Below are 19,546 nucleotides of genomic sequence, written 5' to 3' on the forward strand. Positions count from 1 at the left end.
CCGGCGAGTGGGCCTCGCCGCGGTCGTTGCAGCCTGCGCATGGACGTCGAGCGCGCACGCCCAGGCACCGCCGGTCATCGACACGACGGGCGGGAAGACACAGCCCGTCTTCGGGTACGCGGACGCGATCCGCGAGCGCGTGTTCATCGAGTCGCCCTATGACTCGGACAAGAACAACGTCAAGGACATCATCGCCATCGACGTCAAGCGTCCCAAGGCCACGAACGAGGGCCTGAAGGCGCCGGTGATCATGGATCCGAGCCCGTACTACTCGACGCTCGGGCGCGGCAACGAGTCCCAGCTCAAGCGCGACTACGACAACGACGGCCTGCTCGACCTGTGGCCGCTGTTCTACGACAACTGGTTCGTCCCGCGCGGCTACGCCGTGATCCTCATGGACATGATCGGGACCAACAACTCGACCGGCTGTCCGACCGTCCACGACGAGCCCGACAACTTGAGCGCGAAGGTCGTGATCGACTGGCTCAACGGGCGGACCAAGGGCGTCGACAAGAACGGGGTGGAGGTCAAGGCGCCGTGGCACAACGGCAAGACCGGCCTGATCGGCAAGTCCTATGACGGCACGCTGGCCAACGCCGTCGCGGCGTCCGGCGTCGAGGGACTGACCACGATCGTCCCGATCTCCGCGATCGCCTCCTACTACGACTACACGCGCACCAACGGCGTCATCCAGCGCGGCAACCACTATCTGGCGAGCCTCTCGAGCACCGTCACCAACCCGGAGCGCCGCGACTACTGCCTGCCGGTGCGCAATGAGCTGAGTGCCAATGACGGCGACGCGACCGGCGACTACAGCGACTTCTGGGCGGTCCGCGACTACCTGAAGGACCTCGACAAGGTCAAGGCGAGCGTCTTCATCACCCACGGCGTCCAGGACGAGAACGTCCGCGCCGACCACTTCTCCAAGTGGTGGTACGGGCTGAAGGAGCGCAACGTCCCGCGCAAGCTGTGGATCCTTCGCCAGGGCCACGTCGATCCATTCGACGGCCGCCGCGCCGTGTGGGTGGACACGATCCACCGCTGGTTCGACTACTGGCTCCAGGGTGTCCAGAACGGGATCATGAGCGAGCCCGCGGTGGACATCGAGGAGTCCCGCGACAACTGGAAGAGCTACGCCGACTGGCCGATCCCGGGCACGAAGATGACCGACGTCTTCCTGCGCGGCACGACCGCCACCACCAACGGCGAGCTCGGCGGCGCGTCCGGCGGCGCGACGGACAGCCTCACCTTCCGCGACGCGAACCTGAGCGAGAACAACATGCTCAGCCTGACCAACGGGCAGACGAACAAGAAGTCGTTCATCTCGGCGCCGCTCAAGCAGCCGCTGCGGATGTCCGGCACCGCGATCATCGACCTGCAGGCGTCGCTGAGCAAGACCCAGTCGAACCTGACCGCGCTGATCGTCGACTACGGCAACTCGACGCAGACGAACCGCAACGGCGACGGCGTCGCCAACTCCAACCCGGTCGTCCGCAGTTGCTGGGGCGAGTCCGTGCCCGACGACACGCCGTGCTTCATCGAGACCACCAAGCCGCAGCAGACCGTCACCCAGTGGCGCGTCACCAAGGGCATGATGGATTCCTCCAACCGCAACTCGCTGCGGGTCGCCGAGCCGGTCACGATCGGCTCCAAGTACCGCTTCACGTTCCCGGAGCTGCCCGAGGACTACACGTTCGCGGCCGGCCACCGGATCGGGATCGTCATCGGCGCGAACTTCTCCGCCTACGGATCGACCAACGGCATGACGCAGACCGACATCACGCTCGACACGAAGCTGAGCAAGGTCTCGCTGCCGATCGTCGGCGGCTACGACGCGGCGGTCGCCGCCGGAGCGTTCGTGCCCGAGACGGTCGCGCCGGAGATCGGCGCCGCCCCGGACATCACCGTGGACTCCGCGAGCCCGACGACGACCGTCACCTACGCCACGCCGGCCGTCACCGACAACGAGGACCCGTCGCCGGACATCAGCTGCACGCCGGCGTCCGGCACGACGTTCCACGTCGGTCAGACGATCGTCACCTGCACCGCCTCCGACGCCAACGGCAACACGTCGACCAAGTCGTTCACGGTCACGGTCCGCGGGACGCTCGCCGTCGGCGCCTCGGTCCCGGCGACCCTGGCCCTGACGCTCGGCGCGCCGGCCACGTTCGGCGCGTTCACCGCGGGCGTGCAGAAGGAGTACACCGCGGCCACCAGCGCCAACGTCATCTCGACGGCGGGCGACGCGGCGCTGAAGGTCGCCGACCCCGGCCGCCTGATGAACGGGGCCTTCGCGCTCCCCGAGCCGCTCCAGGTGAGCTTCAGCAAGTCGGCCTGGACCGCGCCCGTCTCCAACGACGCGGTCGCGATCACGTTCAAGCAGCTGATCAAGGCGACCGATGCGCTCCGCACCGGCGCCTACTCCAAGACGCTCACCTTCACGCTGAGCACGACCTCGCCGTAAGGGATCGGCACTCGCTACTGGACCTCACCGAAGGTCCAGTAGCGAGGATTCCTTGATCAAACATATGCTCCCCACACGATGAGGAGTACGCATGCAGCCATCGCGCTGCTCACGCTGGGTCTCGTGCCGGTCGCCACCGCTTCGGCGGGCGTTGTCCAGTCGGTCTCTGGACAGCCAGCGTTCCAAGCGGCCTCGGGAGAGGTCAACGCCGTCCTGCTGACGAGGCTGCCCGGCGGCGCCTGGGGATGGTTCGACTACCTCTCGCCGCTCACGGCCGGGCCCGGTTGCTCGGGCATCGGGCCGGTCACTTGCATGTACACCGGCGGCGATGCCCACCTCGGCAACGGCGACGACAAGGCGTACGTCGACTCGGCAACGCTGAGTTACGGGATCGTGTACGGCGACGCCGGTGACGACGACTTCCACGCCGGCGGCTCGACCGACGGAGCCGGGTACGGAGGGCCTGGAAACGACACCATCACGCTCGCCTCCGGCGGGGGTGTGCTGGGCGACGGCGGCTCCGGCGACGATCGGATCTACGGCTACGAGGCGACGCAGGGCAAGCTCGACGGCGGCCCCGACGACGACGTGCTGATCTCGACCAACGCCGTCTCGACGATCAACGGCGACGGTGGCAACGACACCATCCTCTACGGCGGTCTCGCCACGACCATCTCGGGCGGTGCCGGAGACGACACGGTCAAGTTCCTGCGCGGCACCTCCAGCCGGGCCACGATCACCACGGGCGCCGGCGACGACGTGATCCGCGACTACAGGCAGGTCAGCAAGATCGACTCCGGCACCGACAACGATCAGATCGACGTCTCCGGCGGCGGGGATCCCGACGAGGTCACCTGCGGCACCGGCTTCGACACCGTGTGGGCGGACCCCGACGACGTCGTCGCCGCGAGCTGCGAAGAGCGGTTCGCGGGGCCGTCGCCGCAACTCCCGCGCATCGACGCGGCGAACGCCGCCGCGGAGCGGCTCGTCGGCCACCAGGTGGACCTGACGGCCGGCCTCGCCGACGTGCTCGGCTCGGACGAGATCGGGCCCGGCGTCAGCACGCTCGACCCCGGCCTCCCCGAGGCCTACCGCGCGATCGCGTCCACAGCGGCCACCGTCGACCACGTCAGCCTGCGCGTCGCCGCCGGCACCACCGCCTCCCGGCTGGTGATCGGCGTCTACGCCGACAACAACGGCCACCCGGGCCAGCTGCTCACCACCGGCGAGCTGGCCGCCCCCACGCCCGACGCCTGGAACGAGGTCAGCGTCGCGCCCACCGCCCTCGCCGCCGGGCTGCCGTATTGGATCGCGGTGATGGGGACCGGCGGCGCGCTGCGCATCGCCAACCACGACGGCGGGACCGGCAACTCGCCCAGCGAGACCGGACGCTTCGCCGCCGGCCAGGACCCCGGCCAGCTCCCCGCGACCTGGCGCACCCTGACCCGCTACCCGCGCGACGGCCTGCTCTCCGCCTTCGCGCGATAGCCGAACCCGCTGGCGTTCAGCGCGTGCTGAACGCCAGCCGCCAGTCGTCGCGCGACTCGCCGTCGATCGTGAAGCGCCACTCGTAGCGCTTGCCCGACTCGAGCGGAAGCGGGCTGAGGTTCAATGCCAGCGGCAAGCCGATCGGGGTGCCGTGCGGGGTGCCGGGCGGGCGGCCGACCTCGAACTCCCCGCCCATCAGGATCGCGTTCTCGCCGCCTTCGCCGTCACCGGTCATCACCGGGTAGCCGTCGGAGTCGACGAGCTCCAGCGACCATTCGAGCCGGCGGTTCGTCTGGTCCCACGGGACCTCGACCAGCAGGGCGATCGCGGACGGGGCGGGCGGGCCGGTGATGCTCCACCCGCCGCCGAGGATGTACAGCTTGCCGTCGGCCACCTGCGCCGAATCGGCCAGCATCAAAGTCACTCGCATTGCGAGGAGAGGATCGCAGGGTCAGCGCTTGACCAGACGCGCGAGCTCGCCGCCGAGGACGTCCTCGGTCACGCCGCCCGGCCAGCCGCGCTCGAGCTTGCCGCCCGGCGCGATCAGGATCACCGCCGGCGGGGTGCGGATGGCGTAGCGCCGCCAGGTGTCCATCCCGCCGTCGATCCCCACGGGATACGTGACGTCGTGGGCGTCCAGCCACGACTTCACCGCCGGCGCCTTGTCCTGCCCGCCGACGCCGACGAACGTCACGACGTCGCGGTACTTGGACGCAAGCGGCGCGAGCGCCTTCTGCTGGGTCGCGCAGCGACTGCACCAGGACGCGAAGAAGAACACCACGACCGGGCGCTGCTTCCACAGCGCCGCCGCGTCCACCCGCGTGCCGTCGAGCAGCGACAGCGAGAACGGCGGCGCCGCGGCGGTCGAGGTGGCGGGCGCGAACGTCACCCCGTCCGGGAGCGCACCCGGCAGCGTGTCGCGGCCGCCGTCATGCGCCGCCGAGCCGCCGCAAGCGGCCAGCAGCACCAGCAGGGCCAGAGCGAGCCGCCTCAATCCAGCACCACCGTCGCGCGGCCGCGCTCGAGCGCGAACGGCCGCGGGGGACCTTCGGGCAGGATGAGCCGGTACTTCGCGCCCGCCTTGATGTTGGCGTGCACCTCGAAGCGGCAGAACGTCGGCACGCGCGGCACCCCTGGATCATGGTTGAAGGCGGCGATCGCCTTCCCCTCGGGCAGGTCGCCCTTGGAGATGACCTTGCCCGACGACGCGTCCTCCACGCGCCACGCGGCGGTCGCGTGGGCGTAGAGGTACGGCTCGCCGCCCGAGCAGGCCTCGCCCAGCGCCCGCAGGACCGTGTCCGGGGCGATGATCGCGACCGTGGGGCCGGAGGCGCCGCCGCCGCAGCTGGAGAGCGCTGCGGCGGCGGCGATCACGACGACGGGGTACAGAGCCCGTCGAAGAATTCCGGTCCGACCATTCTTCAACGAACTCTTAGGGAGTCGTCGTCGCGAGTGTGAACGTGAGGGTCTTGCTGTACGCACCGGTGCGCAGCGCGTCCGACGCGCCGATGTGCTGGCGGAACGTGATCGTCGAGGAGTCATTCGACGCCGGCCCGTTCCAGGTGGACTTCGAGAACTCGACCCGCAGGGCCTCGGGCAGGGAGAACGCGCCGTTGGTCAGGTGGCCGGGATCGGACGACGTCAGCGTCGCGTCGCCGGCCGTCGAGGTGACGGTCGCCGTCGTGGACGCGGCGTAGTCCTTCGCCACGCCCGGCTGGAAGGCGCCGAACGAGGCCGGAGCGCCGAGCGTCAGGGACAGCGTGGCCGGCACGGAGCCGCCCACGTTGCCGTCCGAGGAGGTCGACGCGCACGTCGCCGTGGCGGTCTTGGACGGATCGGAGACCGACGTCGCCGTCAGCGTGACCGTGTTGCCCGGCTCCGCGCCCGCGGCGTGCGAGATGTAGACCGGGACGTCGACCGAGTCGCCGAACTTCGCCGTCGCCAGCGCGTTGCGCAGCTCCGCCGACCAACCCGCGCCCGAGGCGGACGCGCTCAACCGGTAGATGTCGTTGTCCAGCGACGCCCGCTCGTCCTGCGGGTGCAGGGCGGGATCGGTGTCGGCGGCAGCGCCGGTGTTGGTCAGCTTGAACGTGCACGTGTTCAGGGCGTCACCCGATGTCGTGGCCACCGCCACGCCGCGCTTCTGCGGCCCGGCGCCCGTCGGGTTCTGGACGCCGACCTTGTAGTGCAGAATGCCGCGCGCGTCCGTGTACTTGTCGATCACGTAGAAGCGCAGGTTGTTCGCGGCGTCGACGTACTCCGCCGACGAGCCCGAGTTCGTGCCCGCGTGGAAGAGCGCGTCGTTGAGCTGCCGGTAGTCGGCGACCGTGCGCATGATCGGCGTGCCGTCGGGCTTGTAGTAGTCGACCTGGTTCATGTCGGCGGGATGCGCGTCCTCGACCCAGGTGAAGCAGTTGTAGCCGCACTGCGAGCCCTCGGTGCCGCGGCTCGCGCCCGCCGCCCACGCCTTGTTCTTGGCGATCAGGACGCCGTTGTCGGGCTCGAAGGACCCGTAGCCGATCCGCTGGACCGTCTCGAGCGAGTAGTTCGTCCACGCGCCGCTCGGACCGCCGCCGTCGCAGAGCGGGTTGGTGTTGACGTCACACGCGGGCTCCTTGTCGACCGGGGCCGCGCCGTCCAGGAAGACCTGGATGCCGGAGCGGATGCCCGCCGGCTGCGGCTCGGCGTTGACCGCGCGGGCGACCACGTCGGCCACGGCGAGGCCGGACTGCGCGAGCCCGTTGCGGTTGACGCGCAGCACCTGCGAGTTGGGCACGAAGCCCATGCCGACCTTCGAGCGCAGCGTGTGCTCGGCGCCCATCGAGGCGCCGAACTGCGCCGGCACCTCCCAGCGGTTGTGCGGGCCGCCCGGGCCGTTGAAGGACCCGCGGTCCATCATGTCCCACGTCCCGGAGCCGACGCGGTGGTACGGCGTGACGTACGGATTGTTGTTGTTGTCGCCGACCGAGAAGATGTTGTGCGAGATCTCGTGCGTGATCGTGCCCGAGCTCTCGCCCTGGCGGATCGAGGACTCGCCCCACTGCTGCTCGCCCGCGAACCAGGACGTCCAGTCGACGTAGCGCGAAGCGACCCAGTTCGGCTTGTTCGGGTTGGGGTTGCCCCAGACCGCGCGCGGGATGTCCTCCTTGTTCTGGAACATCATCTCGCCGAACTCCTGCCAGACCGAGGTCTCGTCGTAGCCGGCGTAGACGAACAGGTGGACGGTCTGACCGCAGTTGGTGGAGGCACAGCCCGTGTCCGCGTTCCAGAGCGCGGTCGCGTCCGAGTTGAAGTTGGTGTTCACGCAGTCCTGCACGGTGACGCCGTTCGCGACCGTGATCGGCACGCTGACCGTGATGTGGGTCGCGTCCGGGATCGCGGTGACCGTCTTGGTACCGGTCGGCGAGACGGTGCCGAAGGTGATGATGTCGCCCACGTAGAACGAGCCGGAGTCGGCGACGGCGATCGTCTGCGTCGTCGTGTGCGCGCCGGTGACCGTCGTCGAGGCCGGGCACCCGTTGCCGGTGGGCTTGCCCTGCTGGCCGATGTCGTTGAGGCCGTACTGGTAGAGCTTCTTCGGCATCCGGTACGGGCCGTACGTCTTGATGTCGGTGATCCCGACCTTGCCGCCGGACTGCTCCATCCAGTAGCCGTTGATGGTGTGGCCGCGGTTGACCGCGCTCGGCGTGTTGTAGAAGTCCGCGTAGAACTTCGGCACGTCCGCCCGCGGGATCGGGTCGATCTGCGGGTTGCCGAACGGGTCGCTCTTCTTCGGCTGGGTGATCACGAACGGCTGATCCGGGAAATCGAACGCGACGAGCGCGATCGTGACCTTCTTGGACGTCGGGACCGCGCCGTTGGTGGCCCAGTCGACCCCCGGGATCGGCTTGTAGTCCTCATACGTCATGTTCTGCTGATCCTGGACCTGCTGAGGATCGAGCGGCGGTACCGCGGCAGACCCAACCGCGGGGAGCACCAGGCCGGCAGCGAGCGCGAGACCCAGCGCGGCCGTGCGACAGGGACGGAACCTCTCCATGCCGTCAAACCTACGTTCCGTCGGTATTGCTCCGCATCCGTCACGTGCCAGAAGTCCGGAGCGCCGCGGGCGACCGCTGTCTGAGGCCGCCGCGGCCCAAGATGAGCCGCGACGGAACCACAGATGAAGAACTCCTACGGAGTGGTGGTGCTGAGCGTGAACGTCAGCGTCTTGGCGTAGGCGCCGGTGCGCAGGGCGTCGACCGCCTTCACGCGCTGCATGAAGTCGACCGTCACCGAGTCGTTGGACGCGGGCGCGCTCCAGGTCAGCACCTGCGTCGCCGCCCCGACGTCGGCGAACGCCCCACCCGGGTTGGCGGCTGTCTTGGCCTTCACCTGCAGCACCTCGGGCAGGGCGAACGCCCCGTTGACCAGGTGGCCCGGGTTCGTCCCCGCGTCACCGACCGACAGCGCCGCGTCGCCCGCCGTGGAGATCACGTTGGCGGTCGTGCTCGCGGTGTAGTCCTTGGTCGCGCCCGGCGTGAACGCGCCGAAGCTCGCCGCCGTCCCCAGCGTCAGCCCCAGCGTCGCCGGCACCGTCCCGCCGACGTCGCTCTGGCCGCACACGCCCACCGCGGACTTCGACGGGTCGCTCTCCGAGGTGGCCCGCAGGGAGACGGAGCCGTTCGCGCCCTGGAAGTAGACCGGGATCCGCGCCGACTGCCCGGCCTTGATCGCGGCCAGCGCGTTGGTCAGGTGCACCTGGACGCCGTTCGAGCCGGTCGCCTCCAGGCGGTAGACGTCCGAGCCGATGTACGGGTTCGGATCGTCCAGCGGCGACGCGGGCGGCGCGACGGAGGCCGCCGTGCCGGTGTTGTTGACCGTGAACGTGCAGGTGCTGACGCCGCCCGCGTTCAGGTTCGCCGTCGGCGCGCCGACGGTGACGCCGCGGGTGTGCGGTCCGGCGCCGTCGAGGTTGCGGATCGCGACGTCATAGGACTGCACGCCGGTCGCGTCGCGCGACACGTCGAGCACGTAGAAGTGCAGGCGGTTGGGCGTGTCCTCGAACTCGTACTGCGAGCCGGACCCGGTGCCCGCGTGGAACAGCGCGTCGTTGAGCTGGCGGTAGTCGCCGACCGTCCGCATCACCGGCGTCTTCGTGCGCGGGCGCAGGAAGTCGACCTTGTTGATGTCCTCCGGGTGCGCGTCGATCGTCCACGAGAAGCACCCGTAGCCGCAGCCGTTGGACGAGTTGTTCTTGTTCTTCTGGATCAGCACGCCGCTGTCGGGCGTCATCGAGTCCTCGCCGATCCGCTGCACGGTCTCGAGCGTGTAGTACTGCCAGCCGGTCCCCGCGCACAGCGGCTCCGTGTTGGTGTTGCAGGCGGGCGTCTTGTCGATCGGCGCCGCGCCGTCGAGGTCGAGCTTGATGCCCGCCAGCGTTCCGTCGGTTCCCGGCTCGACCGTGCGCGCCTTGACGCGCATGACCTGGACGCCGGAGGCCTGGAGCCCGCTGCGGGTGACGCGGTGCACGTCGGCCTCCTTGAGCCAGCTGTTCTTCAGGCGCGTCCAGAGCGTCATGCCCGCCTCCATCGCGCCGCCCTGCGTGACCGGGACCAGCCAGCGCTTGTGCGGGCCGCCCGGCCCGTTGAACGAGCCGCGGTCGAGGATGTCCCACGGGCCGGAGCCGACGCGGTGATACGGCGTGACGTACGGGTTGTTGTTGTTGTCCGGCAGGCCGAACGTGTGGACGATCTCGTGCGTGATCGTGCCCGAGCTCTCGCCCTGGCGGATCGACGAGAGCCCCCACTGCTGCGCGCCGGCGCGCCATGACGTCCACGGCACGTAGCGATTGGTGACCCAGTTCGGGAGCAAGGGGTCCGGCGGGCCCCACTCGTCCGGGATCTCCTCCTTGGTCTCGAACTTCATCTCGCCGAACTCCTGCCAGACCGTGGTCTCGTCGTAGCCGGCGTAGATGCGCAGGACGAGGTCGAACTGCGAGCGGATGTTCGCGCCCTGGTCCGCGCGCCAGAGCGCGTCGACGTCTGAGTCCATATTGCCGTTGCAGGTGTGCCCGGCGGGGCAGCCGCCCTGCTGGTTGAACTCGTTGAGGCCGTACTCGTAGAGCGGCCGCGGCATCCGGTACGGCCCGTACGGCGTGAAGCTCATGCCGATCCGGCCGTGCGTCTGCTCCATCCAGTACTCGTTGACCGTGTGCCCGTTGTTGAGGGCGCTCGGGATGCCGTTGAAGTCGGCGTAGAACTTCGGGACCTGCTCACGTGGGATCGGGTCGATCTGCGGATTGCCGAACGGATCGGAGCCCTTGGGCTGCGTGATCACGAACGGCTGGTCCGAGAAGTCGACCGCCACCACGGCGATCTTCAGCTTGCGTACCGACGGCACGAGCGTGGGGTCCGCCCAATTGGTCCCCGGCACGGCGCGGTAATCCGCCCACGTCATGTCGTCCTGGTCGGTGACGACCTGCTTGTCGATCGGTGGCGGGAAGTCCGCCGCCGATGCCCCAGCCGGCAGCGCCAATACGGCGCCGGCCAGCACGACACCCAATCCAACCCTCATGACGAGCCCCTCCGCGTTTGCGGTCTCTCTCATGAGAAGCCTTCCGGACCTCTGCCGGTCTGTCTTGCGGCAGACGGCAGAAGTCTCACGCGGAGCGGTCCGACTACTGTCGGAGGTCAGGCTTGTAGAGCAGACACGCGGCCATTGCGCCGTCGGTCTCGTAGAGCTCCGGATCGATGCCCGGGACGAACTTGACCCGCACGCCATGCGTCTCGGCGCTGATCTCCTCGACGCCCTTCCACAGCGGCTCGTCGGGCTCCTCCGCGCGGATCTGTTCGAGCATCTTCACCAATTCGCCCGGGTCGCGGCCCGAGCCCGCGGGCACGACGGCCTCGTGGCCGATCTCGAGCTTCTCGAGGTCGCCGAACAGCCCGCGCTCGGTCGTGTAGGCCTCCTCGCCGGCGTTGGTCCAGCGCTCGTCGAGGATCGCTCGCAGGTCGCGGGTCTCCCAGCCGCACGGCCCGAAGGCCTGCGAACAGCGCGGATGGAACGAGCAACCCAGCGGCGGCGAGGCGGCGTCGGGCACCTCGCCGCGCGGCAGGTCACGCGGCAGCGCCTTGTCGGGGTCCGGTTCCGGGATCGCCCGGATCAACGCCTGCGTGTACGGGTGCTTGGGGTCGTTGAAGATCTGCTCGACCGTCCCGATCTCGACGATCCGCCCGAGGTACATGATCGCGACGCGATCGCAGAAGAACTTGGCCGACGCGAGGTCGTGGGTGACGTAGACGTACGTCAGGCCGAGCCGCTTCTTGAGGTCGATCATCAGGTCGAGGATCTTCGCCCGGACGCTCATGTCGAGCATCGAGATCGGCTCGTCCGCGACCACCAGGTCCGGGCTCGTGATGATCGCCCGCGCGATCGCGGCGCGCTGCTTCTGACCGCCCGAGAGGTCGCCCGGCAGGCGGTAGGAGAACTGGTCGACCGGAGAGAGGTTGACGAGGTCCAGGACCTCGCGCACCTTCGCCTTGGTCTCGGCGTCGCCCTTGGTCAGCTTGTGGATCTGGAGGGGATGCGCGAGCGCGGTCTCCAGGGTCATGCCGGGGTTCAGCGAGGCGTGCGGGTCCTGGAAGACCATCTGCAGGTGCCGGCGCTTGGGCCGCAGCTGGCGCTCGGGCAGCCCGGCGAGCTCCTCCCCGCGCAGCTTGACGCTTCCGCCCGTGGGGCGCACGAGGCCGAGCAGCGCACGACCGAGCGTCGTCTTGCCCGAGCCGGACTCGCCGACCAGGCCGAGGACCTCGCCCTCACGGAGATCGAACGAGACCCCGTCGACCGCCTTGACCGCGCGGCCGCCGCGACCGGTGACGCGCGACTTGAAGCTCTCGTGCAGCGCGAAGTGGACCTGGAGGTCGCGGACCTCCATCAACGTCTTGGTGGCCACGTCAGTGGGCATCACGGCACCCCCGGAATGCCTGAAACCGCACGGTGTGTCCCTCGGAGTCGGGGGCCAGGCTCGTCGTCATGCTTCCTCCGAGGCGGCGAGGGCCTCACGCTCGAGCGGGACCTCGAACCCCGCGGGGATGTCCTCCTTGGCGTGCAGCCAGCACTCCGACCGGCGCGCGGGGCCGACGGCGATCGTCGGCGGCCACTCGGTGGCGCAGACGCGCATCGCGTCCGGGCAGCGCGGGTGGAAGCGGCAGGCGGGCGGCGGCGTGACGAGGTTCGGCGGCGCGCCCGGGATCGAGTGCAGCTCGGTCGTCGAGAGCGAGATCGTCGAGCGCAGCAGCTCGCGCGAGTACGGGTGCGCGGGCTTGGACGTGATGTCGTAGGCCGGGCCCTGCTCGACGACGCGGCCGGCGTACATCACCGCGACGCGGTCGCACGCCTCGGCCACGATCCCGAGGTTGTGGGTGATCAGCAGCAGCGCGGTGTCGAAATTGCGCCGCAGGTCGGCGATGATCCGCAGGATCTGCGCCTCGACCAGCACGTCGAGCGCGGTCGTCGGCTCGTCGGCCACGACCACCGCGGGCCGCAGCACCAGCGCGAGCGCGATCATGATCCGCTGGCGCATGCCGCCGGAGAACTCGTGCGGGTACTGGTGGTAGCGCGTGGGCGGGATGCCCATCCCGCGCAGGGTCTCCAGCGCGCGCTTGCGGGCTTCCTTCTTACCGATCTCCGGCTCGTGGATCTTGAGCACCTCTTCGAAGTGCGCCGAGATCTTCATCAACGGGTTGAGCCGGGTCATCGGCTCCTGGAAGATCATCCCGAGCTCCGGGCCGCGCAGGGCCTGCAGCTCCTTCGGCTTGAGGTCGAGGATGTTCTGGCCCTTGAAGGAGACCTCACCCGCGTGGCCGGCACCCTCGGGGAGCAGGCCGAGCACGCCGCGTCCGAGCGTCGACTTGCCGCAGCCGGACTCGCCCACGAGGCCGACGGTCTCGCCGGGCAGCAGGTCGAGGCTGACGCCGTCGACCGCGCGCACGGCGCCGCGCTCGTGGCCGTACCAGATGCGCAGGTCGCGCAGGGAGAGCGTAGGTTCCTTCATCGTCCAGCGTCCTCTTCGACATCCGGCGCCGAGGCCGGTCCGACGGCCGACGAGCCGATCGCGCGGCGTTCCACGTTCGGCCGCTTCACGTTGCGCCGGCGCAGCGTCGGGTTCAACACGTCATTGAGCCCTTCGCCGACCAGCGTCAGGGCGGTCACGGCGATCACGATGCCGAGACCCGGGTACAGCGCGGTCCACCAGATGCCCGCGCCCGCATCGGCGACCGCGCGCTGCAGGTCGTAGCCCCACTCGGCCGCCTCGTCGGGCTGGATGCCCAACCCGAGGAAGCCGAGGCCGGCGAGCGTCAGGATCGCGTCGGCCGCGTTCAGGGTCCCGATCACCGGGACGCTCTGCACGACGTTGCCGAACAGGTACTTGCGGATGATCGTGGACGGCCGCGCGCCCATCGCCCGCGCCGCCTCGATGTACGTGGCCTCTCGCGCGCTCAAGGTGGATGCTCGGACGACTCTGAAGTACTGCGGCACGTAGACCACGGTGATCGCGATCGCGGTGACCACGATGCCGGAGTCGATCGTGTCCTTGAGCAGGAAGGCCGCGACGATCGCCAGCAGCAGGTACGGGAACGCGAACAGCGCGTCCATGATCAGGACCAGGATGCGGTCCAGCCAGCCGCCGACGAAGCCGGAGACCAGGCCGAGCGGCACGCCGATCAGCACCGAGAAGGTGACGGCGAGGACGACGACCTCGACCGCCGTGCGGGCGCCGAGCAGCGCGCGCGACATGACGTCCAGACCGCCCACGGTGGTGCCCCAGTGGTTGCGGTCGGTCGGCGGGCCCTGGCGCGGGAACTCGCCCGCGGCGTCCTTGAAGGTGTCGTAGCTGTACGGCGCGATGTGCGACGCGAAGATCGCCAGCAGGATCAGCCCGATCGAGACGATCGTGCCGGTGACGAGCATGAACCGCTGGACGCCGTGCGACTGACGGTACGGCGCGGCGATCTTCGTGAAGATGTTCCCCTTGCGGGGCGGCTGGACGACCGGGGCCTTGTCGTCGGACCCGGTGACCGTGGTGGTGGCGGCCATGACCTAGTACCTCACCCGCGGATCGATGAGGGCGTTGACGATGTCGATGATCAACGAGATCACGACGACGATCAACGCGAAGAAGGTGATCAGGCCCTGCACCCCGATGTAATCGCGGTTGTTGAGGTACTGCAGCAGCCGGCTGCCGAGCCCTGGCCAACTGAAGGTCTGCTCGGTCAGCACGGCGCCGCCGAGCAGCAGCGCGGCCTGCAGGCCCATCACCGTGACGACCGGGATCAGCGCGTTGCGGAACGCGTGGCGCGAGACGACGCGCCGCTCCGGCACGCCTCGGGCGCGCGCGGCTTCCACGTAGTCACCGCCGAGTGCCTGCCCGACGTTGACCCGTACGAGACGGATGAACACGCCGGTGACCAGGAGCCCCAGCGTCAGCGCGGGCAATATCAAGTGTTTGAGGACATCCACGACCCCGTCCCAGTTGCCTTCTATGGCGAGGTCGACGATCAGGATGTGGGTGTGCTCGACCGACGTGGCCTGCACGAGTGGCGAGGCCATCTTGGATGCTGGTAGCCAGTCGAGGTTCTTGGCGAACAACAACTGCGCCAGCAGGCCGACGAAGAAGGGCGGCGCGGCGTAGCCGAGGATCGCGAAGATGCGGATGAACGCGTCCGGGACGGTCTCCCGGTAGCGGCCCGCGATCAGGCCCAGCGGGAGGCCGATGATCAGCGCCACCATCAGGGCGGCGACCGTCAGCGTCAGGGTCGCCCCGCCGTTCTCGACGATGATCGACCCGATCGACTGTCCGTCGGTGATCGTCACGCCGAACTTCAGGCGGACGGCATCCCACATGTAGTCGAGGTACTGCACCAGCAACGGGCGATCGAACCCGAGCGCGGCCTGGCGGCGGGCAAGCTCATCAGGCGAGAGCTTGCCCCCCAGGGTCGCCGAGATCGGATCGCCCGGGGCGACGCGCATCATGAGGAACACCACGGTCAGGAGGACCCAGATCATGGGGATCATCAGCGCGATCCGGACTAGGACATAGCCCCGGAGCGATCCGGCCCGGCTCATCCGACTAGGACTCCTTCTTGGTGACGAGCCAGAAGCGGAACTGGAACGCCGGATCGAACGTCTTCTCGACGCCCTCGACGCCATCCCGGATGGCTGCGATCTGCTTGCCTTCCCACAGCGGGATCAGCGGAACGTCCTTGGCCTCGGCGTCCTGAACCACGCCGAACGCCTCGGTGCGCTCGGTCTCGTCGTCGGAGGACAGCTCCTTGTCGAGCGCGTCGTTGACCTCCTTGGACGAGTAGCCGTTCTGGAAGAACCCACCGTCGCGCATGAACGGCGCGAGGTAGTTGTCGCCGTCCGGGTAATCCGGGAACCAGCCGAGCCCATAGAAGTAGTACGTGTGCTTGGCGAACGCCTCGTCCTTGTACTGGTCCCACTCGGTCGAGTCGATGTTGACCTTGAACAGGCCGCTGGCCTCGAGCTGACGCTTCAGCTCGTTCCAGAGGTCGACCTCCACCGGGCCGTAGTGGGTCGGGGTGTACCAGCCGTCGAGCTGGACCGGGGTCGAGACGCCGGCCTCCTCGAGGATGGACTTGGCCTTGGCGGGATCCGGATCGCCGAAGGCGTCCTTGAAGGACTCCTTGGCGCCCGGCAGCGCCGCCGGGACCGTCGAGTACAGCGGCTTGACCGTGTCCTTGTAGACGTTGGTCGCGATCGCCTGACGGTCGATGACCTGGGCGATGGCCTTGCGCACGGCGACGTTGTCGACCGGCTTCTTCTTCACGTTGAACGTGATGTAACGGATCTCGGTGCCGGCGCCGTCCACGACCTTGACGCCCTTGTCGGCCTCGCCCTTGAGGGCTTCGAGGTCGGTCGGGGAGAGGCTGCGGTAGGCGACGTCGACGTCACCCTGCTCGATCGCCAGCTTGAGGGCCGAGGCCTGCTCGAAGTACTGGACGATGAAGTTCGGGGTCTGCGCCTTGTTCGGCCCGTTGTAGTTCGGGTTCGGGGAGAACACGGCCTGCTGGTTGGGCGTGTACTTGTCGAGCTTGTACGGGCCCGAACCGACCGCCTTGTCATCCGGCTGCTTCGCGTCAGGCGGATAGATCTTGCTCGGGACGATCGCCGCCACGTTGTGCGTGAGGATGAAGGGCCACGTGCCGTCGGCCTTCTTCAGGTGCATCGTCACCGTCGTCGGGTCGGTCGCCTCGACGTCCTTCAGGGAGGCCAGCAGCGAGGACGGACCGCTCGGGTCCGCGATCTTCAGCTGGCGGTCGAGCGAGAACTTGACGTCCTCGGACGTCAGCGGGTCGCCGCTCGAGAACTTCAGGTCCGACTTGAGCTTGCAGACGTACGTCTTGGGATCGCTGAACTCGCAGCTCTCCGCGGCATCAGGCTCAGGCTTGTTCCCGCCGGCGGGGACCGACAGGAGGTTCTGATACATGTTGCCGATCAGCTGCTGCGAGCCGAGGTCATACGCCCCGGCCGGGTCCAGCGAGACGACCTTGTCGGTCGTGCCGAGGATGACGGTATCCGCATTGCCCTTCGGGGCCTCGGTGGTGGTTCCACCGCTGTCGGTGCTACCGCCCTTGTCGTCGTTCGAGCTGCCACATGCTGCTGCGCCGATGGCGAGCAACGCCGTGCAGCCGAATACGGCCATTCGTCGTGCGTGCATATCTTCCGCCCCCCTCCAATGGGCACGGGTTCGACCTCCACCTCGCCCACAACTCTATGGACGGGCGGCCCGCGGTCCGGCATGCATATGACGGAAACCGCGACGCGGCAGCCTAGACCAGCGTCGCAACGATGACTAGTCGGTGTTGGTTCGTCTCAGCGCCGGATGTATGCCCACCAGGCGCGCCAGTTTGAGGCCGGAGTGCAGTGCGAGCCGGTCCGCGCCGCTCTTGAGTGAGGTCGACGTGATCGCTTCGATGCGCTGCAATCGGTAGTAGAGGCTCGCGCGGTGCAGGAACAGCGCCTCTGCCGTGAGTTTCGTGTCGCAGCCGTTGTCGAGATAGGCCTCGAGCGTCTGCACCAGCGACTCCTTGGACTGCAGCGCGAACAGCTTCGGCAGACCCGGGTGGATGAGCTCCTTCGCGTGCGGCGTATCGGCCGCGCGGGCGAGCAGCCGGTACGCACCCAGACCATCCCAACCAGCAGGTGAGCCATGCTCGGGGAGCGCCGTTGCGACCCGCAACGCCAGCCGCGCGTGCTCGTGCGCGCGATGGGCGTCGCGCAGGTGCTCGCACAGATCGCTGTAGCCGATGACCGCGTGGCCGTCGTGGGCGAACGCGGCGTCGAGCGCGTCCTGGGCGCGGCGGGCGAGGTCGGCGATCCCCGCGCGCTCGGTCAGCGCCGCGATCAGGATGCCGTGGTCGGCGTGGACGGTAGAGAGCGCGTGGCGGCGCGGCAGCGTGCGCCGGAACTGGTCCAGCGCGAGCCCCAGGCGGGCGCGCTCAGCGGCGCCGAGCTCGGAGTCCGGCTCGTTCGCGCGGCGGATCGCGAGCACGCCGACGGCGCTGCCGGCGATCAGGACGTCGCCGACCGCGAGCTCGTGCGCGGCGGCGTCGCGCGCCGCCGCGTCCTCGCCCAGGAGCATCTCCAGCAACCGCACCTCGAGCTCCCGCTGCGGCTTCTCGAGTTCGTCGCGCCGATACATCGCCGTGCCGATCTCCGCCGCGGTGCGCTCGGCCGCCGCGCAGTCGTTGTCGGTCAGCGACTGGTCGGCGTCGATCAGCCACAGGTAGCCGAACAGCGCCCCCTGACAGCGGATCGGTACACATACGCGCGATTCCAGGCCGATGTCCGGCCGGCTCGCGGTCCGAACGGGCTGGGTGGCCGTGGCGATGCCCTGGGAGAAGTGCAGGTCGCGGATGACCCGCGGCGTCTCGCGGGTCAGGATCGCGGTCTTGCGAACCTCGTCGTCGGAGCCGAGCGTGGGGCTGTACGCGAGCAGCCGGAGGCTGGCGTCATCGACGAGCACCGAGCGGTCGAGGTCCGCGCTCAGCTGCTCGACGAGGGCCTGGACCTCGTCATCGCGCGGCGGCATATACCTCTGGAGCCTACTAGTGGTCGTGCCCCTCCCGGGCGCGTTTCGGGAGAAGTGCGACCAATCCGGCTGTCACCACGAGGACACCCGCCTCGATCCACAGCGTGCCGTGGAAGGCGCCGACGAAGTCGCCGCTGGCCGCGATGGAGAAGAAGATCGTGCCGATCACGGCGATGCCGAGGGCGCCGCCGAGCTGCTGCATCGCGTTCAGGACGCCGGAGGCCGAGCCGACCTCGTCGTCGTCGACGCCCGCCAGCACGAAGTCGAACAGCGGCGCGAGCATCGCGCCCATCCCGACGCCGGCGATCAGCTCGGGACCGACGAACGCCCAGGAGCTCGCGCCGTCGTCGGTGGTCGCCAGCAGGCCGAGGACGCCGACGAGCATCACCGCGAGGCCCGCGTGCAGCGTCGGGCGGCCGAACTTCGGGCCGAGCAGGCCGGCGCCGAGGCCCGCGCCGATCGCGGTGCCGAGCGACCACGGGATCAATGTGAGGCCGGTGTGAATGGCGCTGAAGCCCTGGCCGAGCTGCAGGTAGAGGCTGAAGGCCAGCATCAGCCCGATCATCCCGGCGAAGAAGACGAGCGCGCTCGCGAGGCCGGCGGAGAACGCGCGCTTGCGGAACAGGCTCATCGTGACGAGCGGGGAGACGCCTTGTGACTCGCGGCGGCGCTCGAGGATCACGAATGCCGCGAGGGCGATCGCGCTGGCGGCGATCGACACGAAGGTCCACGCGGGCCAGCCGGCCTCGCGGCCCTGGATGAGCGGGTAGACGAGCAGGCCCATCGCGAGGGTGATCAGCGCCGCGCCCTTGAGGTCGAGCGTGGGGCGCTCGTCCGCGCGCGACTCGGGCAGCAGCTTCGCGCTGCCGACCAGCGCGGCGATCCCGATCGGGACGTTGACGAGGAAGATCGCGCGCCAGCCGAGGCCGAACAGGTCGCCGTCGGTGAGCGCGCCGCCGACGATCGGGCCGAGCACGGCGCTGAGGCCGATCACGGGGCCGAAGAGCCCGAACGCCTTCTGGATCTCGTCGGGCCCGAACGCCTGGCGGAGGATGCCGAAGCCCTGCGGGATCATGATCGCGGCGAAGGCGCCCTGGACGAGCCGCAGCGCGATCAACGCCTCGGGCGTGGGCGCGGCGCCGCAGAGCGCGGACGCGGCGGTGAATCCGGCCAGCCCGAGGAGGAAGAGCCGGCGGCGGCCGAAGATGTCGCCCAGCCGCCCGCCGGTGACGAGGCCGATGGCGAACGTGAGCGCGTACCCGCCCGCGATCCACTGCAGCGCGGACAGCGACGCGTCGAGGTCCGCGCGGATCGACGGCGCGGCGACGTTGACGATCGTCCCGTCGAGCAGGTCCATGCACTCGACGGCGAGGATCAGCGCGAGGATCAGCCAGCGCTTCGGATGGCCCAGCGCGGTTTGCTGGGGAACGGTGTTCAGAACAGTGTTCGTCATGACGATCACTGTTCTAGACACGAATCGTGTTCGTGTCAAGTGGTAATGT

At 69.1% G+C, this 19,546-nt stretch carries 14 protein-coding genes; 2 read left to right on the forward strand and 12 right to left on the reverse strand.

The genetic code is table 11. The features are described from left to right. Positions 1–7: 7 nt before the first annotated feature. Entirely contained in the window at positions 8–2,464 is a 2,457-nt protein-coding gene (locus G569_RS49410; RefSeq protein ID WP_053226544.1) for a CocE/NonD family hydrolase, read from the forward strand. Between the two features lie 78 nt (positions 2,465–2,542). Beyond that, positions 2,543–3,952, forward strand: coding sequence for a calcium-binding protein (locus G569_RS0117820; RefSeq protein ID WP_157592116.1), 1,410 nt, complete (start codon positions 2,543–2,545; stop codon positions 3,950–3,952). 16 nt (positions 3,953–3,968) lie between these two features. On the opposite strand, the gene G569_RS49415 is transcribed toward G569_RS0117820, so the two are convergent. The 12 genes from G569_RS49415 to G569_RS0117880 all read right to left on the reverse strand — a co-directional run bounded on the left by G569_RS49415 (position 3,969) and on the right by G569_RS0117880 (position 19,497). Beyond that, the gene (locus G569_RS49415) at positions 3,969–4,382 is read right to left on the reverse strand and encodes a DUF6941 family protein (protein ID WP_157592117.1); all 414 of its coding nucleotides are present in this window, start codon (positions 4,380–4,382) and stop codon (positions 3,969–3,971) included. Between the two features lie 21 nt (positions 4,383–4,403). Further along, positions 4,404–4,946 (reverse strand): TlpA family protein disulfide reductase, encoded by a 543-nt coding sequence (locus G569_RS58275; RefSeq protein ID WP_053226546.1) that lies wholly within the window; start codon positions 4,944–4,946, stop codon positions 4,404–4,406. After that, a complete protein-coding gene (locus G569_RS63825) occupies positions 4,943–5,326 on the reverse strand; it encodes a hypothetical protein (protein WP_028064414.1) in 384 nt (127 codons plus the stop codon). The genes G569_RS58275 and G569_RS63825 overlap by 4 nt, the downstream gene beginning before the upstream one ends. Positions 5,327–5,384: 58 nt before the next feature. Continuing rightward, positions 5,385–7,988 carry a peptidase M6 gene (locus G569_RS58280; protein ID WP_157592118.1) on the reverse strand — a complete coding sequence of 868 codons (2,604 nt, stop codon included), beginning with the start codon at positions 7,986–7,988 and terminating at the stop codon, positions 5,385–5,387. Positions 7,989–8,122: 134 nt separating this feature from the next. Next, on the reverse strand, positions 8,123–10,504 hold the full coding sequence (locus G569_RS49430; protein WP_157592119.1) for a metallopeptidase domain-containing protein: 2,382 nt from the start codon (positions 10,502–10,504) through the stop codon (positions 8,123–8,125). A gap of 103 nt (positions 10,505–10,607) precedes the next feature. Continuing rightward, the gene (locus G569_RS49435) at positions 10,608–11,894 is read right to left on the reverse strand and encodes an ABC transporter ATP-binding protein (RefSeq protein ID WP_053226549.1); all 1,287 of its coding nucleotides are present in this window, start codon (positions 11,892–11,894) and stop codon (positions 10,608–10,610) included. A gap of 66 nt (positions 11,895–11,960) precedes the next feature. Continuing rightward, on the reverse strand, positions 11,961–12,983 hold the full coding sequence (locus G569_RS49440) for an ABC transporter ATP-binding protein (protein WP_037497440.1): 1,023 nt from the start codon (positions 12,981–12,983) through the stop codon (positions 11,961–11,963). After that, positions 12,980–14,026: an ABC transporter permease gene (locus tag G569_RS49445; protein WP_064750389.1), complete on the reverse strand. Its 1,047-nt coding sequence runs from the start codon at positions 14,024–14,026 to the stop codon at positions 12,980–12,982. The genes G569_RS49440 and G569_RS49445 overlap by 4 nt, the downstream gene beginning before the upstream one ends. Before the next feature lie 3 nt (positions 14,027–14,029). Continuing rightward, positions 14,030–15,055, reverse strand: a complete 1,026-nt coding sequence (locus G569_RS0117865) for an ABC transporter permease (protein WP_028064415.1) — start codon at positions 15,053–15,055, stop codon at positions 14,030–14,032. A 4-nt stretch (positions 15,056–15,059) separates the two neighbouring features. Continuing rightward, positions 15,060–16,655, reverse strand: a complete 1,596-nt coding sequence (locus G569_RS49450) for an ABC transporter substrate-binding protein (protein WP_037497442.1) — start codon at positions 16,653–16,655, stop codon at positions 15,060–15,062. A 150-nt stretch (positions 16,656–16,805) separates the two neighbouring features. After that, entirely contained in the window at positions 16,806–18,044 is a 1,239-nt protein-coding gene (locus tag G569_RS0117875) for a PucR family transcriptional regulator (RefSeq protein ID WP_028064416.1), read from the reverse strand. Between the two features lie 16 nt (positions 18,045–18,060). Continuing rightward, on the reverse strand, positions 18,061–19,497 hold the full coding sequence (locus G569_RS0117880) for an MFS transporter (protein ID WP_053226639.1): 1,437 nt from the start codon (positions 19,495–19,497) through the stop codon (positions 18,061–18,063). Between the last annotated feature and the right edge of the window lie 49 nt (positions 19,498–19,546).

This window comes from Solirubrobacter soli DSM 22325, from assembly GCF_000423665.1.
GTDB lineage: Bacteria > Actinomycetota > Thermoleophilia > Solirubrobacterales > Solirubrobacteraceae > Solirubrobacter > Solirubrobacter soli.